Here is a 14,578-nt window from a genome sequence, read left to right as displayed (position 1 = left end):
TGTCAACTATCCTCGCGGTCGATTTCATCCATTCTGGCTTCGAAACGTTTCCAGGCGTCCTCAAGTGGGATCGCGCGATCAGAATTTGCCTTATGCGCGTCATAGGCAGGGGCAACTTCCCTTCGCAGCCAGGGTTCCTGCAAAGTTTCACGGTTTTGAGAATTACGAAAATCATCGCGATTCATACTCACCCCCCATACCCCCTGATCACCTTCAAAAACGCCTCCCCATACCGCTCCAGCTTCGCCTGCCCCACGCCCGAGATCGCCAGCAGCGCCTCGTCCGTCGTCGGCCGTTCCGCCGCCATCGCGGTCAGTGTCGTATCCGGAAACACCACATAGGGCGGCACGGAGAGGGATTTGGCGATCGCCATCCGCGTGGCGCGGAGTTCCTCGAAGAGACCCATGTCCGCTTCGGGCAGTGCTGCCCGCGCCTTGGCGGCCGCGGGCGACGCGCCCCTGGCGGACTTGCCCTTGCCCGGACGGTCCTTGCGGAAGAGCACCTGCCGCTCACGCTTGAAGACGGAGCGGGCCTCGGGCTCCAGCTTCAGCGCACCGAAGGCCGCGTGATCGATACGGACGAGGCCGGCGGCGAGCAGCTGGCGGTAGACGGATTGCCATGTCTTGGCGGGAATATCCTTGCCCGCGCCGAAGACCGGCATTTCGGTGTGCCCGAAGCGCAGCGTCCGCTCGTTTTCGACGCCCATCAGCACATCGACCAGATGCCCGGCGCCGAAGCGCTCACCCGTGCGATAGATGGCGGCCAGCGCCTTGATCGCGGCTTCCGTCCCGTCCCAGGTCTCGACCGGCTTCAGGCAGGTGTCGCAATTGCCGCAATGACCGGCATGCGCCTCGCCGAAATGGGCAAGGATCGCCTGCCGCCGGCAACCGGGCGTTTCGCAGATGGCGAGCAGCGCGTTAAGCTTGGCGCGCTCCACGCGCTTGATCTCGTCAGCAGCGCCGCCTTCATCGATCATCCGCCCGCGCTGGATGACATCGGCCATGCCATAGGCCATCCAGACTTCCGACGGCAGGCCGTCGCGCCCCGCGCGCCCCGTCTCCTGATAATAAGCCTCGACTGAGCCCGGCAGATCGAGATGGGCGACATAGCGCACATTCGGCTTGTCGATGCCCATGCCGAAGGCGACGGTTGCGACGAGGCAAAGCCCTTCCTCCTTCAGGAACGCATCCTGGTTGGCGTCGCGCACCGCGCGGTCCATGCCGGCGTGATAACCAAGCGCATTGACACCTTGCGTGTTCAGCCATTCCGCTGTGTCCTCGACCTTGGCGCGCGAGAGGCAATAGACGATGCCGCTCTCGCCCTCATGGCGGGAGAGGAAGCGCAGCAATTGCTGGCGCGGCTGGTCACGCTCGACGATCTCATAGGCGATGTTCGGACGGTCGAAGGACGAGGTGAAAACCTCCGCCTTCTCAAGCCCCAGCCGCTCGATAATGTCCTCGCGCGTATGCGGATCGGCGGTGGCAGTGAGCGCCATGCGCGGCACGCCGGGATAGAGTTCGGCAAGCTTGCCAAGTTCGCGGTATTCAGGGCGGAAATCATGCCCCCATTGCGAGACACAATGCGCCTCGTCGATGGCGAAGAGCGCGATCTTCACGCCGCGCGTCATGTCGGCAAAGCCGGGCGTTGCGGCGCGTTCCGGCGCGACATAGAGAAGATCGAGTTCGCCTCGGGACAACGCCCGCCGCACGGCCGAATACTCATCACCGCTCAGGGATGAGTTGAGCGCCGCAGCCGGCACGCCAAGCTGCTTCAGCGCCTCGACCTGATCGCGCATCAACGCAATCAGCGGCGAGACGACGATGCCCACGCCCTCGCGGCAAATGGCCGGGATCTGGTAGCAGAGCGACTTGCCCGCCCCTGTTGGAAACAGAACGACGGCATCGCCGCCCGAAACGACGGTCGAGACGACCTCGGCCTGACTGCCACGAAAGGCTGGATAGCCATAGACCCGCTTCAGGATGGAAAGCGGGTCTCTTGCGCCGGCAGGTGCTCTAGTCTGTTCGGAAATGTCGCGTGTCATACCCCTTCCATAGCAGCAGAGGCAGCAAAGCGACTAGGGCTGATAGCCATCGCCCTCAGTTCACGATGACCGCTCCACCGGAAATTTTCACGGTCTCCCCGCCACTGAGACCGACACGGTCGCCATTGGGTGCCGTGATGAAGCAGCCCGAGGGGCAGATGCTTTCCGTTGCGCCGGGCGGCAGCGGCACCTTGGAGCGGCTGCCGTTTTCCACGACTTCGATAACGACCGCCTTTTTGTCGCCATTGGTAATGTCGGCGGCGGCGGCCGGCATCACGCCGGCGAGAGATGCAGTGGCAACAAGTGCGATCGTCAGGATCTTCATGAGCGCCTCCTCTCAAACAGAGGACAGGCCCAAAGCCGCCCTCTTGAGAACAGACTATCGCCCTTTTTGGCTGAATGCGACCTGAATGCGGCGTTCAGCCTCAGTTGCCGTGGGAACCACCCCCGCCGCTGTGGCCCTCGCCATCTCCGTCGCCGTCATCGTCATGATGGCTGCCGTCATCGTCTTCATGCCGGTGCCCCAGCCCGCCCATGTTGGTGAAGACCTTGTCCGGATTTCCCTGAAACTTCCCGCGCTGTGAAATCGCGTCGCGCAGGATCGAGGTCACGCCGTCCTCGATCTTCAGATGCAGCTCGCGCTGCGGGAACGGGAACTCGATTCCCTCTTCCTTGAAGCGCTCGAAGATCGCCAGACGGATATTGTTGCGCACCTTCAGGCCGTCGAGTACGTCGGCCAGATGCACCCGGATCTCGAAATTGAGCGCGGATTCGCCGAAGCCCTGGAAGGCGACAACGGGTTCCGGAATTTTCAGCACATTCTCCTGCGCCTGCGCGATCTCCAGCAGGATTTCCATGACGCGGCGCGGATCGGAGCCGTAGCTGACGCCAACGGCAATTTCGACGCGGCCGAGACGGTTCTTGTGGGTCCAGTTACCGACCGAGGCGTTGATGAGCTCGGAGTTCGGCACGATGATCGACAGATGCTGGAACGTCTCGATTTCGGTGGCGCGCACAGAAATGCGCCGCACGAAACCTTCCGTCGTGCCCGTCACCACCCAGTCGCCCACCTTGAATGGGCGCTCGACGAGCAGGATGAGGCCCGATACGAAGTTCGACACGATGTTCTGCAGGCCGAAACCGATACCGAGCGAGAGAGCACCGGCCACGAGCGCGAGGCTGGAAAGGTCGATGCCCGCCGCCGACACGCCGAACAGCGCGGCAATCGCTATCCCCACATAGCCGAAGCCGGTTTTGACCGAGTTGCGCACCCCGCTGTCGAGCTTCGAGCGCGCCAGCACGTTCCCGTCCAGCCAGCCCTGCAGCCACCGGGTGATCCAGAGGCCTGCAAAGAAGAAGGCGACGCCGGCGAGCAGCCCGATGATCGAGAAATGGAACTTGCCGATCGAGATTTCAGTGAAGATCTGCGACACCCAGATCCAGATTTCCGTCAGCTGGAAGCCCCATTGAACCAGCAGCAGCGGCACGCCGATGACGATCGCGATGCCGTAGAAGGCGAAACCGACGGCAAGCCCGATCTGGTCGAGCGTCATTTCCTCCAGCTTGAAGCGACGCTGGCAGTAACGGCCGAAAACCGTATCGCCAAACGCGCCCGGCTTGATGATGGCGCGGCCGGAGAGAAGCCCAAGGAAAGTCGTGACGACGACCGCGCCAGCCATGACGATCTGCGTGGCGGCAAACCGCGCGAGACCCACATAACCGAGAAGCGCGCAGGCAATGAGTGCCAGACCGGCAATGGCGAGCGGAAAGCGAACGATGCGTGGCCACGCCTTGCCTTCCTCGGAACCATCGTCCGGGCGGATGGGCCTGATGAAGGACATGGCAAACATCATGGCGCCCGCAATGATCGAGGAGAAATAGCTCTTCACCACGGTCAGGACGATGTCAGCCCCGAGCACCTTGCTCACGGCGCTCAGGAAGAAGTCGAAGCTGATCACGACGGCGAGCGCCACGATCGTCATCGTCAAGAGCCGCGCCCCCCGGTCGGTCACATGGGCAAGCCGCCAGTTCGGCTCCAGCGGTGCCAGAACCGCCGTGGTCAGCCGGTAGACGAAGAAGATCGCCAGCACGAGCCCCATGAAGGCCCCGAGGATCGGCGCGATGTCGGCGCGCAGCACATTGAAATTGTCGAGCAGGAACAGGCTGAACACGTCGAAGACGAACAGCGCCACCGTCGGCAGGATCGTCGACCAGAAGGCCACCGAAAGCCGGCTCAGATAGGCCGGATTTTCAACGCCAGTGTTGCGCCGGACGAGCGGCGACAGCAGGCGATAGGAAAACATGACGATGACCAGCGCCGCGAGCACCGAGAAGAACAGCGCGCTCATCAACTGGTAGAACTTGAAATTCCAGACGAAACGGAACCAGCTCGACACCGACTGGACGAACGTGGTCTTCTCCTCGCCGAATGCGCGTGCCGCCTCGGAAAGCGTATCCAGATTGACGTCCGTCTTCTTCAGGAGCGTGTTGGTGAAGAGTGTCCGCCGATCTTCGGTAATCTGGTTGGAGAGCTTGCGCGAGGCGATGGAGAGGTTTTCCGCATCGCCCGTCACCGAATTGATGGTGGCGCGCTCGGCGTTCAGCTTCTCGCGCTCGGCCTTGACGGCCGGATCTTCCGCCGTCCCCGCTGCCGGCGGATCGCCCAGCGCCGCCAGCCGCTCCCGGATCTGTGTCAGGCGCGGATTGAACGACACCGAAACGTCGAGGATCGCCTTCGTCAGCCCATCGACCTTGAGCTTCAGATCGGCAAGCTGCTGATCGTCATCCGCCTTGTCATCGACCTGGTCCGTCAGCGCTTTCAGCGTGTTGCCGGCATCGCTCAACTGCTTGCGCGCGACCTCGACCGGGCTCGGCTCAGGAGCCGCCACCGCGTCGGTCTGCTGCGCGGCAGGCGCCGCTGCAGGCTGCGGGTTTTGCGCCAGCGCAGCCGTCAGGGTGCCGAAGGCGATCAGCGCCGCCGCCAGAAGGGCGGCAAAGGGTCGTGAAGCAGTTCCAGAGGTCATCGATACCAAGCTTGCATCTCAAAAAACAAATTTTCAAACCGTCGCTATGTCAGAAGCTGCTGCCGGGCAGCTTGAGGAATTCAATCTCCTCCTCCGTCGAGTCCCGCCCAACGAACTGGTTTCGATGCGGGAAGCGGCCGAAGCGTGCGACGATATCGCGATGCCGCACGGCATAGTCCAGAAGATTGGCGTCGGGAAGATCGGAAAACAGACTTACAGAATATTCCTGGTCCTCAATTTGCTCCGAATGCTCGAAAGGCAGGTAGAAAAACGGCCGTTGCCGCCCATGCACGAGCCGGTCCGCCCCTTCCGCGATCGCCAGCCGCGCCTCGCGCCGCGCAAGTCCGTCTGTCGCAAAGGCCAAAGGTGTGGCGCGAAACATGTTGCGAGGCAGCTGGTCGAGGACGATGACCGCAGCGAGGCGCGATGCCGGATCAGCGCGCCACCCAGGCTCGACAGACCGGGCAAGCGCCAGATGCGTGGCCCGAAACCGGCGCAGGATCTGCTGGTCGAGTGCCGGCGTGGAATTATACCAGTCGCGGTCGGTCAATTCCTCGAACCAGAATGCCAATACCTCTTGCGGCGAAGCGATCCGATCACTCTCGGGCATGTCAATCTTCCTCCGTTGCCGAACCCTCTAAGTCGGGCCTCATCCCATCCCTGAAAAGCCCTCACGGGAAAATCCGTGTATTTTGTGTTCTTCTCACCCAAAACCTTATGCATTTTCAGGACTTTGCCGAGGAAAATGTAAAAGAGCCGGAAAAAATATCGAAACGGCGCTTGCCAACCAGAATGAACCTGTTTATACGGCCCCTCACCGAGACGGCAGCGCCGCTCTCGGGTGTGTGGGTGATTAGCTCAGTTGGTAGAGCAGCTGACTCTTAATCAGCGGGTCCACGGTTCGAGCCCGTGATCACCCACCAAAATTCTTCAATGATTTTAAAATATTCCGCTGATGAGTTCGTACGCTGAATGAGCGTGTTTCGAATGATGAAATCGCACGCCTCGCGCCGGCTCAACGCCCTCAGTGCGAAGAGGGTATGCCGTAGCGATCGGCCAGAAGCCCGGCGATGCGCTTGGCGTCACCGATGAAGCGTGTGCCTTTGAGTTCTCCTGCATCTGCCGGCGCGGCCGCCGCGTCAGCGAAGATGAGGACAGGCAAACCCTGATTCTCCTCACCGATCCTTTCGAAGATCGCCGGACGAGGACGAGCGAAGGGAACGCGGAGCACATCGAGGCGGTCCTTCAGTTCAGGAAAACTTGCCAGAAGCCCTTCCAGCAGGTTGCAATGGGGGCAGTAGTAGAGCCTGTCGTCAGACAGCTTGTCATCGGGAAATCCGGGCTGGATAAGAATGAGAAGATCACGGGACGTGGAACGCCTCAGAATTGGACACGGTCTTTGAACTGAAGAAACTCAGGCGGCTAGCGCTGCACTGCGCCAGCCGAGCTCGGGTGCGACCTTTCCGGCGAAATCGTCGAGGATCTGCACATAGTCCTCCTCCTCCAGATCGTAGGGAAGTTCCAGACGCAGTTCGCTGACGAGCGGCAGAATCGGGTCGTTCAGAAGGCTCTCGAAAATCTGATCGGAGCTGCCGACGAGGTCGGGAGCAAATGGTGTCCGGCGTTCGCCTTGCGGTGCCAGTGTTCGCGCGTGGCGCGCTGCTGCAAAGGCGGCATCTTTCTGCCGGGCCGCAGCACCTGCGCCATCCGTCGGCACGATGACGCGGCCGGCGGCCGTGCGGTATCGCTCGAACGCGTCAATGCTGCCCGGTCGCTGGGCGCGAACCGCCTTCAGCTGTTCTTGCAGGTGGTTCTTCCGAATGCGCTCCCGGAAATCCTGACGGGCATCCGGATCGCCTTTGGCATCGGCGGGGTGCGGAACAAGAGATGATGGTTTTTCAGCGCAAGCGGCCCGCGCCGCCGCCGCTCAATCGAGTGCGGCTATGATGACGCAAAGACATCCGGAGGTCGACCTCACGGTTCCATGCGTCGATCCCTTTCGGGCCAGATGGTAATCGCCGATGCGCAATTGCGTCTCGCCAAACCAGATGTCGCCCGAAATGACGTAGCATTCCTCGTCATCGTCATGGGTGTGGTTGTCGGCCACAGCGCCGGGCTCAAGCTCAAGCAGATATGTCTGGCGTCGGATGGCGGGAATGGTGTGCAGCACCTTGATGCGCGCGCCCGGCGACAGGTCGACCCAGATCCCCTCCTCGGCTCGCGACACAAAGCATTGCGGCGCTTCGGCCTCAACTGCGTCGATGCGCGCTTCGAGCCGGCTGAAGAAATCGTCCGCGACATCCTCGGCCGGCAGTTTCAGGGCGAGCGTTGCCAGCATCTCTTCGGTGCGGGAAACCTCTGCCGCGAAGACCCTGTCGCGCTCCATGACCGCTCCGGCGTGGGAATATTCGCCGCCGGACAGAAGGCCGATGGCATAATCACGCGCGGTCACAAGCTTCGCATCGTCGTCGGTGTTGATCATCCCATGCATTCCCTCAGATCGATAATGCCGCGGTGGACCCAGGTTTTGACCGTGCCCAGCGGCCTGTTCAGGCTGAGCGCCAGCTGATCATACGTCAAACCTTTCAGATACGCCAATACGACCGCGTCCCGATATTCGGATCGCAACAATTTCAGACAGCCCTCAAGCTGGTCGGCTCCGAGTGGTTCCAGCTGCGGCACGTCTGCGGCCAGCGAATTCTTCAGGGCCTCGTCGTCATCAAGTGACTGAATGAGCGGGCTTGCACGACGCAATTCGTCAATGGCAAGGCGACGGGTCACGGTTGCCATCCACATCATAGCGCTGCCCCTTTGCGGATCGAAGCGCGCGGCGTTCTGCCAGATCTTCACAAAGGCTTCCTGCAGGATTTCCTCCCGGCGTGCCCTGTTGGAAATCATGGGGCGGAGCACCCCGTTCAGTCGCGATGCTGTCAGCTTGTAGAGCTGCCGGAAGGCCGCACGGTCTCCCGTTGCCACATCGGCAAGACAGGAGTCGAGATCTGACCCGTTCATCGTGGCCGGCTTTTTTTCTTGAACAATTTCCATGACACGTGGCCCAGCCAGAGTTGGTGGCGCATCTATGGCAAGGCACGAACGAAAGAGGCAACGCCTGTTCCGATCCGCGTGCACAATTGTAAATTGTCAAAAATGGGAAATCTGGGCGACCTCTTTTGCAAGCGGCACGCGAGGCACCCCTAATATCCAATCGGAAAATTTTCAAAAAAAATCGCGCGGCTTTGAAACTTTCGGATCGAACCCCCGTATATCTCCATGAAGGCTGATGGATTTTATATAAAAATCTCCTTCAAGAACCGAATTAAAAACAAACTAACCGCTCGTGGAGACTATAATGTCATTTTTCCGTAATATTTCCCTTTCGTCAATCGCTGCAGTCATGACGCTTTCCGCCGGCGTTGCTTTTGCAAACCCGGATGTTGGCGGTGCGCCGATGTACGAAAACAAGAACATCGTCGAGAATGCTGTGAATTCCAAGGACCACACGACGCTGGTCGCCGCCGTAAAGGCTGCCGGTCTGGTCGATACGCTGATGACCCCCGGTCCGTTCACGGTCTTCGCTCCGGTCAATGCTGCATTCGAAAAGCTGCCGGCCGGCACGGTCGATACGCTGCTGAAGCCGGAAAACAAGGCCAAGCTGACGGCTGTGCTGACCTATCACGTCGTTGCGGGCAAGCATTCGGCCGAAGAGCTGATGAAGGATGCCAAGGAGCATGGCGGCAAGACCACGCTGACGACCGTTCAGGGCGAGAAGCTCACGATCGTAGAAAAGGGCCGCAAGCTTGAAGTCGAGGACGCCAATGGCGGCATCGGCATGATCACCATCGCCGACGTGAACCAGTCGAACGGCGTCATCCATGTGATCGATAAGGTCCTGCTGCCGAAGTAACACCATTCGGCAGGAATTCGGTGCGGGCATCTGCCCGCACCATTTTTCTTATGGGGAGATCGCCATGGGGACGCCGCGCGTCATTCATCCGCTTTTTGTCCGGATCACGCATTGGATCAACGCGGTGGCAATCCTCGTGATGATCCTCAGCGGCTGGGCCATCTACAATGCCAGCCCGATTTTCGACTTCAGTTTTCCGCCTGCCCTGACCCTTGGCGGAGGATTTATTGGTGCGCTGCGGCTGCATTTTGCGGCCATGTGGCTGCTCGCAGCCAATGCAATTCTGATGATCGGCTATGGCCTCGCGTCTGGACGCTACCGCGCCAAGCTGCTGCCGATCCGGATCCGGGACATTATTGATGACGGGCGAGCCGCACTGACCGGCCGTTTGAGCCATGTCGATCTCAGTCAGTACAATGGCGTGCAGAAGGCTATGTATGCGGCAGTTCTCGTCGCCATCGTCGGTGCGATCATCACCGGGCTTGCACTGTGGAAGCCGGTCCAGTTCCAGTTCCTGGCGCGGCTTCTGGGGGATTTCGACACAGTCCGCGTGCTGCATTTCCTTGCCATGTCGGGGATCGCTCTGTTCATCCTTGTCCATGTCACCATGGCACTTCTCGTACCACGCTCGCTGCTCGCCATTCTCAGGGGCCGACCATGACAAAGCGAATTTTTCACCCGGACACCCATATCATCCTCGACGAAGCGGCAAAGCGTGTCAGTCCGTGGAGCCGCCGAAACTTCCTGCGCAACGCGCTCGGTCTTGGCACGCTGACGATGCTGAGCGGCTGCGATGTCGTGGATGGCGTTTCAGCCGAAAGCATGCTGTCGAACATGTCGGACTTCAATGATCGCGTTCAGGCCTGGCTGTTCAATCCGCAGCGCCTGGCACGCGAATATCCCGAAAGCGCGATCACGCGGCCATTTCCGTTCAACAGCTTCTATGTCCCGAACACACCGGATAAGGCTCCGGACATCAATCTCGACGAATGGGCGCTCAATGTCAGCGGAAGCGTCGAGAAGACGGATGACTGGAAGTTCGCCGATCTTCAGCGGCTGCCGCAATTCACCCAGATCACGCGCCACATCTGCATCGAGGGCTGGAGCGCGATCGGCAAGTTCACCGGCATCCGCTTTTCCGATTTCCTGAAGGCTGTCGGGGCGGATATGTCGGCCAAATATGTCACCTTCCGCTGCGACGATCGCTATGTCACCAGCATTGACATGGCCTCCGCCCTGCATCCGCAGACGCAGCTGACCCTCGGCTTCGACGGCGGGGCGCTGCCGCGCGAACACGGTTTCCCGCTGAAGCTCAGGATCCCGACCAAGCTTGGGTTCAAGAACCCGAAGCATATCGGCGAGATCGAGATCGGGAACGACTATACCGGAGGCTATTGGGAAACCTATGGGTACAACTGGTTCAGCGGCCTGTAGTAGACAGGCATGCGAGAACCACTCGCCTCTCCCCCGCAAAAAGGTCGGCCGGTTGCGCTGGCGGACCTTCCGGTCTGGCGACCCTAGAGTTCCAGCACACCCGAGGCGACGCGAACGGCCTGCCCGCCGATCCGCGCACGCGAAATTTCCCCCGCCGTCACATCCATGTGCAGGTGGATCTTCGAGGCGCGTCCCATCTCCACCCCTTGCGCGATCACAAAGGCATGATGCCCGTCCGGCAGCTTGTCATTTGCGTGGATGACGCCGGAAAGACCCGCCGCTGCGGCCCCCGTTGCCGGATCTTCGGCAATGCCCATGTCGGGCGAAAACATCCGGGCCTGGAAGTGGGTGCCGTTGACGCTGCGGCAATAGACGTAGGCCGAAACGAGGTGTCCGCCGGTGAAGGGAGCGACGCGCTCCCAGAGCGCCGGATCGAAATCCACTTCTCCCAAGGTCGCCGCATCCTTCACCGGAACGAAGAGAAACGGCACGCCCGCCGACCATACGCTCGGATAGTGGTTCTCGAAGCCGACATGCTTCACGCTGATGGACAGGGCATCTGCAATCCCCTGCCGCTCCAGCGCGTTCTCGAGCTTGTAATGCGTGGACTTGGTCGGCAGATCGAATTCGGCAAAGGAGGCACCCGTCTCGGCAAGACGCACGGCGCAACGCACGGGCCCGACCTTCTCTTCCAGCACGCAGACCTGATCGATCGCCTGGCCCATCCCTGCCCGCTCGGCCAGCGCAATCGCCGTCCCGACTGTCGGATGGCCAGCAAAGGGCAGTTCGCGGCCGGGTGTGAAAATCCTGAGCCGCGCCGTGTGCGCGGGATTTTCAGAGGCAAAGACGAAGACAGTTTCAGACAGGTTGAACTCGGCCGCAATGGCCTGCATTGCCTCGTCAGAAAGGCCCTCGGCCTCCAGAACAACCGCGAGCGGATTGCCTTTCAGCCGCTCCTCGGTGAACACGTCGTAGAGCACATAGGGGCGCGCCATGTTCCAGTCTCCTTACAAGATGCCGTTGATCGGCGAGTCGCTTGAGAAAATCCTATCGATTATCGGCGGCATGAAGGCGGGATAATTTCGCCCCTCCCGGCTTTTGTCGCGAATGATCACGGGACCGGCAATTTCCTGCTCGTGGTCGGTCTCCATATGGTGCCGTACCAGCGCACAGGCTTCCTCTGCGTCATAGGGCAGACGGAATATCCTGAACAGTGTGACGGCACGCATCACCCGCACACCGAGATAGCCGCCGACGGGCGTCGCCGCGGAAAGATCGATGCCCGTCTCTTCGGCCACTTCCCGCAGCATGTTGGCGTCCAGATCGACCTTGCCATCGACAACGTCATGGGCGTCGAGCGAACCGGCCGCGCAATAGATGCGCCCGGCATTCGCCGTCTTCGCCGACATCTCGATGGCAAGGATTGCGCCGTCGCGGGTGATCGGCACGGCGATCGGAAAGAGATGCTCGGCGACAGGCCGCTCCTGCTGCTTGCGCCACCAGAGCATGGTGGCAAACGGCGTCAAATGGCCCGTGGCGACCAGCCGGCCGGCCGCATCAATGCGAATATCGCGGTGGATCAGCATTTCGCCGTTGAAAAGCGCCGGATTGGCTTCATGTTCGTCAAGCCAGTTCGCCTCGATCTCTTCGCGCTTCTGATGGTAGAGCGGATGCGGCCCGGCGGCGACACTGATGTTGTAGCCGGAGAGATCAAACAGCGTCCCCTCTTCCGGCCAGACAAAATCCTGCATCGATGTCTTCATGCCAGCACATCCAGTTCGATGACGACCGGACAATGGTCGGAGGATTTCGGCCGGTCCCAGCCGACGCGCGGATAGCGCTCCACCGCCTGCCCCGGCGGAAAAATGGTGCGATAGGGTTGCCCGGCCCGGATGATCTCGGGAACGCTTGTCCCGTTGAGTTCGGCCAGATGCGGCGACAGCCAGATATAGTCGAGTTGGCTCAGGTGTCGTTCCGCCGGCCCGCGCTGGTGAAAATGCGTCCAGCGATCGTCCACGGGCCGCCGCGCCACGACGTTCTCGACAAGCCCGTCAGCGGAAAGAATATCCACGACGCTTCCCGGCTCCCGGACAGGCGTGAATGTGAAGCCCCTGCGCTTGTCGCCCGCGACCTCGAGCTTTTCGCCATAATCGTTCATGTCTCCGCAGATCGCGTAATTGGCGCGGTTGCCCGGTCCGGCGCCGAAGCGTCGCGACACGATCTCGCGCACCGCGAGCGCCTCGGCATGCCGAACGGGCACAGAGGATGCGCGCCCGTCGAGCCCGTTACGCCCGCCATTCATCGACTTGAAATGCACGACATAGACCGTGAATGGCACGCCGCCGATCTTGAGATCCGCCTCCAGACAATCGCGCTTGAAGATACGGTCCTGCGGCTTGTAGTCGAGTGCGGCAAGTTCGGGCGTGAAGAGATCGAGATCGGCGTAGGCCAGCCGCGCGTGGCTCCTGATGTCGGTGAGCTCGATGGGAGCGCCGGAGCGTGTCGTGTCGCGCATCATCAGCGCCACGTCGATGCCGCGTGAATCATTGCCTTCCATCAGATATTTCTGCCGGTAGCCCTCGCCGATCATGCGGTAGAGATAGCCGTATTCGAAAGCCTTGAGTGCCTCGATATTATCAACCTCCTGCAGGCAGAGGATATCGGCATCCATGTCCGCAATCGCAAGCGCTGTCAGCTGGCGCGTGTCGTCGGTGGAGGCTATCAGCCGCGCTTCTTCCAGCCGCTGGAACTCGGCTTCGCTGCGGATGTCGAAGAGCCGTAGCGCCCTATCCTGCCGGAGTTCATTGCGAAAGCCACTGAAATCGAACCGCGAGAGCAGGTTCTCAATATTGAAAGTTCCAAGCCTGACGCTCATCGCTTAACCCTTGCCGATTCTTCGGCAAGGTAGCCAATGGCGGCGCGTTTTCAAAGCGCCGCTGGAGCCGGAACCGGCTTTTGTTCAGCGCGGGCCTGTGCTCGTGCCTTCGTCCACTGGCGAACCTTCTTCTCCGCCGGAACCTCGATATAACGGTAGGTGAAATGGCTGACCAGGACGACGAAACCCATGACCGCAAAGGCCAGGATGTTCATGTAAAGCGGATCCATCACGACAAGTTTGGTCGGCAGCCCGCGGAATATTTGCGTTTCGACCAGCGGCATGCCCGTCAGCTTCTGGATCAACTCGGCCACATTGACCACCCGCAGCAGGATGAAGGCGTGGATCATGTAGATCGACAGCGAAATCGTGCCGAGATAGACAATGGCCTTGTGGCTGAGAAGCCGCGACAGCCCACCCTTCTGAAGGGCGAAGATCAGAATGAACGGCGTGAAGGCCAGCGTCATGACAACCGCATAGGGCGTCGTTCCGACGGTGAACGGTAGCACGAAGATCAGGGATGCAGCAGCGATCTCCAGCACCGTCCAGACCGGGACCGAAAGCTTATCCTCAAGCTGTGCGGATTTGATCCGGGCATAGACGTAATAGGTCAGCGCGCCGCCGCAGAAGCCGTAGATCGAGCGCAGGATGCCATAATGATAGGTCTCATGCATCGGATAGGGCGAGAGGCTCGCGAGCAGCACCGGGGCAACCATGAAGCCGATCACCGCGAATGGCAGGAAGCGCTTCCCCGGAAGCAGCAGAGACAGGGCAAACAGTATATAGGTCGCCCACTCCGTCGAGAGGCTCCAGCTCGGATAGTTCCAGCCTGCGACATCATGAAGCCCGAGGCTGTGAACCAGAAACAGGTTGGACCAGAAGGAGGGAACCGTGTTGCCACCCGAGAACGGCGGACGATCGACATAGCCGGACTTGTGGCCCGCATAGACGAGCAGCAGCTCGAACAGAAGGAACATCATCAGCATGACGAAGTGGATGGGATAGATGCGTCCGAGCCGTTCCAGCAGGAAGCGCCCGGCGCCATAGCCGTTGGCAAGCTTGGTCTCGTAATTCGAGACGATCACGAAGCCGCTGAACAGGAAAAAGACGTCAACGATTGCGGAGCCGCCCTCGTAGAAGCTCGTATCCATCAGGATCACATGCCCCGGAAAATGGGCAAGTACGACAAAAAGCGCGAGAACCCCGCGCCATCCATCCAAAGCCGTCAACCGCATCCCTGTTCGCCCCTTGGCTGCACGAGAGCCCTCATTGAGCCTCGTGACATTCTTATTGGAGCGGCC

The 14,578-nt window shown here is 60.7% G+C and carries 15 protein-coding genes, 1 tRNA gene and 2 pseudogenes; 5 read left to right on the top strand and 13 right to left on the bottom strand.

Annotated elements, in window-relative coordinates; all coding sequences use genetic code 11:
- Positions 1-2: 2 nt before the first annotated feature.
- The 5 genes from ABID16_RS02775 to ABID16_RS02755 all read right to left on the bottom strand — a co-directional run bounded on the left by ABID16_RS02775 (position 3) and on the right by ABID16_RS02755 (position 5,674).
- Positions 3-185 (bottom strand): hypothetical protein, encoded by a 183-nt coding sequence (locus ABID16_RS02775; RefSeq protein ID WP_354554821.1) that lies wholly within the window; start codon positions 183-185, stop codon positions 3-5.
- Between the two features lie 2 nt (positions 186-187).
- Positions 188-2,041: a DNA helicase RecQ gene (recQ, locus tag ABID16_RS02770; RefSeq protein WP_354554820.1), complete on the bottom strand. Its 1,854-nt coding sequence runs from the start codon at positions 2,039-2,041 to the stop codon at positions 188-190.
- A 55-nt stretch (positions 2,042-2,096) separates the two neighbouring features.
- Entirely contained in the window at positions 2,097-2,366 is a 270-nt protein-coding gene (locus tag ABID16_RS02765) for a hypothetical protein (RefSeq protein ID WP_354554819.1), read from the bottom strand.
- Between the two features lie 100 nt (positions 2,367-2,466).
- A complete protein-coding gene (locus ABID16_RS02760) occupies positions 2,467-5,064 on the bottom strand; it encodes a mechanosensitive ion channel family protein (protein ID WP_354554818.1) in 2,598 nt (865 codons plus the stop codon).
- 49 nt (positions 5,065-5,113) lie between these two features.
- Positions 5,114-5,674, bottom strand: coding sequence for a DUF924 family protein (locus tag ABID16_RS02755; RefSeq protein WP_354554817.1), 561 nt, complete (start codon positions 5,672-5,674; stop codon positions 5,114-5,116).
- A gap of 237 nt (positions 5,675-5,911) precedes the next feature.
- On the opposite strand from ABID16_RS02755, the gene ABID16_RS02750 reads away from it, so the two are divergent.
- Positions 5,912-5,987, top strand: a tRNA-Lys gene (locus ABID16_RS02750).
- A gap of 101 nt (positions 5,988-6,088) precedes the next feature.
- Here the strand turns inward: ABID16_RS02750 and ABID16_RS02745 are convergent.
- The gene (locus ABID16_RS02745) at positions 6,089-6,418 is read right to left on the bottom strand and encodes a DUF3088 family protein (protein ID WP_354555881.1); all 330 of its coding nucleotides are present in this window, start codon (positions 6,416-6,418) and stop codon (positions 6,089-6,091) included.
- A gap of 60 nt (positions 6,419-6,478) precedes the next feature.
- Positions 6,479-6,805: pseudogene (locus ABID16_RS02740) on the bottom strand (LLM class flavin-dependent oxidoreductase); the annotation flags it as partial.
- Between the two features lie 3 nt (positions 6,806-6,808).
- Here ABID16_RS02740 and ABID16_RS02735 point away from each other — a divergent pair.
- Positions 6,809-6,934, top strand: a pseudogene (locus tag ABID16_RS02735) (ABC transporter permease subunit); the annotation flags it as partial.
- Between the two features lie 57 nt (positions 6,935-6,991).
- Here the strand turns inward: ABID16_RS02735 and ABID16_RS02730 are convergent.
- Together ABID16_RS02730 and ABID16_RS02725 are read right to left on the bottom strand one after the other, a co-directional pair.
- A complete protein-coding gene (locus tag ABID16_RS02730) occupies positions 6,992-7,546 on the bottom strand; it encodes a cupin domain-containing protein (RefSeq protein WP_354554816.1) in 555 nt (184 codons plus the stop codon).
- Positions 7,543-8,076, bottom strand: coding sequence for a sigma-70 family RNA polymerase sigma factor (locus ABID16_RS02725; RefSeq protein WP_354554815.1), 534 nt, complete (start codon positions 8,074-8,076; stop codon positions 7,543-7,545). Before ABID16_RS02725 ends, ABID16_RS02730 begins: the two co-directional genes overlap by 4 nt.
- A 337-nt stretch (positions 8,077-8,413) precedes the next feature.
- On the opposite strand from ABID16_RS02725, the gene ABID16_RS02720 reads away from it, so the two are divergent.
- The 3 genes from ABID16_RS02720 to ABID16_RS02710 all read left to right on the top strand — a co-directional run bounded on the left by ABID16_RS02720 (position 8,414) and on the right by ABID16_RS02710 (position 10,402).
- Positions 8,414-8,968: a fasciclin domain-containing protein gene (locus ABID16_RS02720; RefSeq protein WP_354554814.1), complete on the top strand. Its 555-nt coding sequence runs from the start codon at positions 8,414-8,416 to the stop codon at positions 8,966-8,968.
- Positions 8,969-9,032: 64 nt separating this feature from the next.
- Positions 9,033-9,629: a cytochrome b/b6 domain-containing protein gene (locus ABID16_RS02715; protein ID WP_354554813.1), complete on the top strand. Its 597-nt coding sequence runs from the start codon at positions 9,033-9,035 to the stop codon at positions 9,627-9,629.
- Complete coding sequence (locus tag ABID16_RS02710) at positions 9,626-10,402, top strand: molybdopterin-dependent oxidoreductase (RefSeq protein WP_354554812.1); 777 nt, start codon at positions 9,626-9,628, stop codon at positions 10,400-10,402. Before ABID16_RS02715 ends, ABID16_RS02710 begins: the two co-directional genes overlap by 4 nt.
- 83 nt (positions 10,403-10,485) lie before the next feature.
- Here ABID16_RS02710 and ABID16_RS02705 read toward each other — a convergent pair whose 3' ends face one another.
- The 4 genes from ABID16_RS02705 to ABID16_RS02690 are packed head-to-tail and all read right to left on the bottom strand — an operon-like array spanning position 10,486 to position 14,512.
- Positions 10,486-11,397: a PhzF family phenazine biosynthesis protein gene (locus tag ABID16_RS02705; RefSeq protein ID WP_354554811.1), complete on the bottom strand. Its 912-nt coding sequence runs from the start codon at positions 11,395-11,397 to the stop codon at positions 10,486-10,488.
- A 12-nt stretch (positions 11,398-11,409) separates the two neighbouring features.
- On the bottom strand, positions 11,410-12,165 hold the full coding sequence (locus tag ABID16_RS02700; protein ID WP_354554810.1) for an NUDIX hydrolase: 756 nt from the start codon (positions 12,163-12,165) through the stop codon (positions 11,410-11,412).
- Positions 12,162-13,277: an endonuclease/exonuclease/phosphatase family protein gene (locus ABID16_RS02695; protein WP_354554809.1), complete on the bottom strand. Its 1,116-nt coding sequence runs from the start codon at positions 13,275-13,277 to the stop codon at positions 12,162-12,164. The genes ABID16_RS02700 and ABID16_RS02695 overlap by 4 nt, the downstream gene beginning before the upstream one ends.
- Before the next feature lie 50 nt (positions 13,278-13,327).
- Positions 13,328-14,512 carry an acyltransferase family protein gene (locus tag ABID16_RS02690; protein WP_354554808.1) on the bottom strand — a complete coding sequence of 395 codons (1,185 nt, stop codon included), beginning with the start codon at positions 14,510-14,512 and terminating at the stop codon, positions 13,328-13,330.
- Between the last annotated feature and the right edge of the window lie 66 nt (positions 14,513-14,578).

Origin of the sequence: Limnomicrobium aquaticum, from assembly GCF_040545545.1 — a bacterium.
Lineage (GTDB): Bacteria > Pseudomonadota > Alphaproteobacteria > Rhizobiales > Rhizobiaceae > Ensifer_A > Ensifer_A aquaticum.
This window is presented reverse-complemented; position numbering and strand designations above follow the sequence as displayed.

Coding starts and splice junctions, on each gene's coding strand:
- ABID16_RS02760 (WP_354554818.1), bottom strand. CDS start 5,064: ATGACCTCTGGAACTGCTTCACGACCCTTTGCCGCCCTTCTGGCGGCG.
- ABID16_RS02705 (WP_354554811.1), bottom strand. CDS start 11,397: ATGGCGCGCCCCTATGTGCTCTACGACGTGTTCACCGAGGAGCGGCTG.
- ABID16_RS02695 (WP_354554809.1), bottom strand. CDS start 13,277: ATGAGCGTCAGGCTTGGAACTTTCAATATTGAGAACCTGCTCTCGCGG.
- ABID16_RS02690 (WP_354554808.1), bottom strand. CDS start 14,512: ATGCGGTTGACGGCTTTGGATGGATGGCGCGGGGTTCTCGCGCTTTTT.
- ABID16_RS02720 (WP_354554814.1), top strand. CDS start 8,414: ATGTCATTTTTCCGTAATATTTCCCTTTCGTCAATCGCTGCAGTCATG.
- ABID16_RS02775 (WP_354554821.1), bottom strand. CDS start 185: ATGAATCGCGATGATTTTCGTAATTCTCAAAACCGTGAAACTTTGCAG.
- ABID16_RS02755 (WP_354554817.1), bottom strand. CDS start 5,674: ATGCCCGAGAGTGATCGGATCGCTTCGCCGCAAGAGGTATTGGCATTC.
- ABID16_RS02710 (WP_354554812.1), top strand. CDS start 9,626: ATGACAAAGCGAATTTTTCACCCGGACACCCATATCATCCTCGACGAA.
- ABID16_RS02730 (WP_354554816.1), bottom strand. CDS start 7,546: ATGATCAACACCGACGACGATGCGAAGCTTGTGACCGCGCGTGATTAT.
- recQ (WP_354554820.1), bottom strand. CDS start 2,041: ATGACACGCGACATTTCCGAACAGACTAGAGCACCTGCCGGCGCAAGA.
- ABID16_RS02765 (WP_354554819.1), bottom strand. CDS start 2,366: ATGAAGATCCTGACGATCGCACTTGTTGCCACTGCATCTCTCGCCGGC.
- ABID16_RS02700 (WP_354554810.1), bottom strand. CDS start 12,165: ATGAAGACATCGATGCAGGATTTTGTCTGGCCGGAAGAGGGGACGCTG.
- ABID16_RS02715 (WP_354554813.1), top strand. CDS start 9,033: ATGGGGACGCCGCGCGTCATTCATCCGCTTTTTGTCCGGATCACGCAT.
- ABID16_RS02725 (WP_354554815.1), bottom strand. CDS start 8,076: ATGAACGGGTCAGATCTCGACTCCTGTCTTGCCGATGTGGCAACGGGA.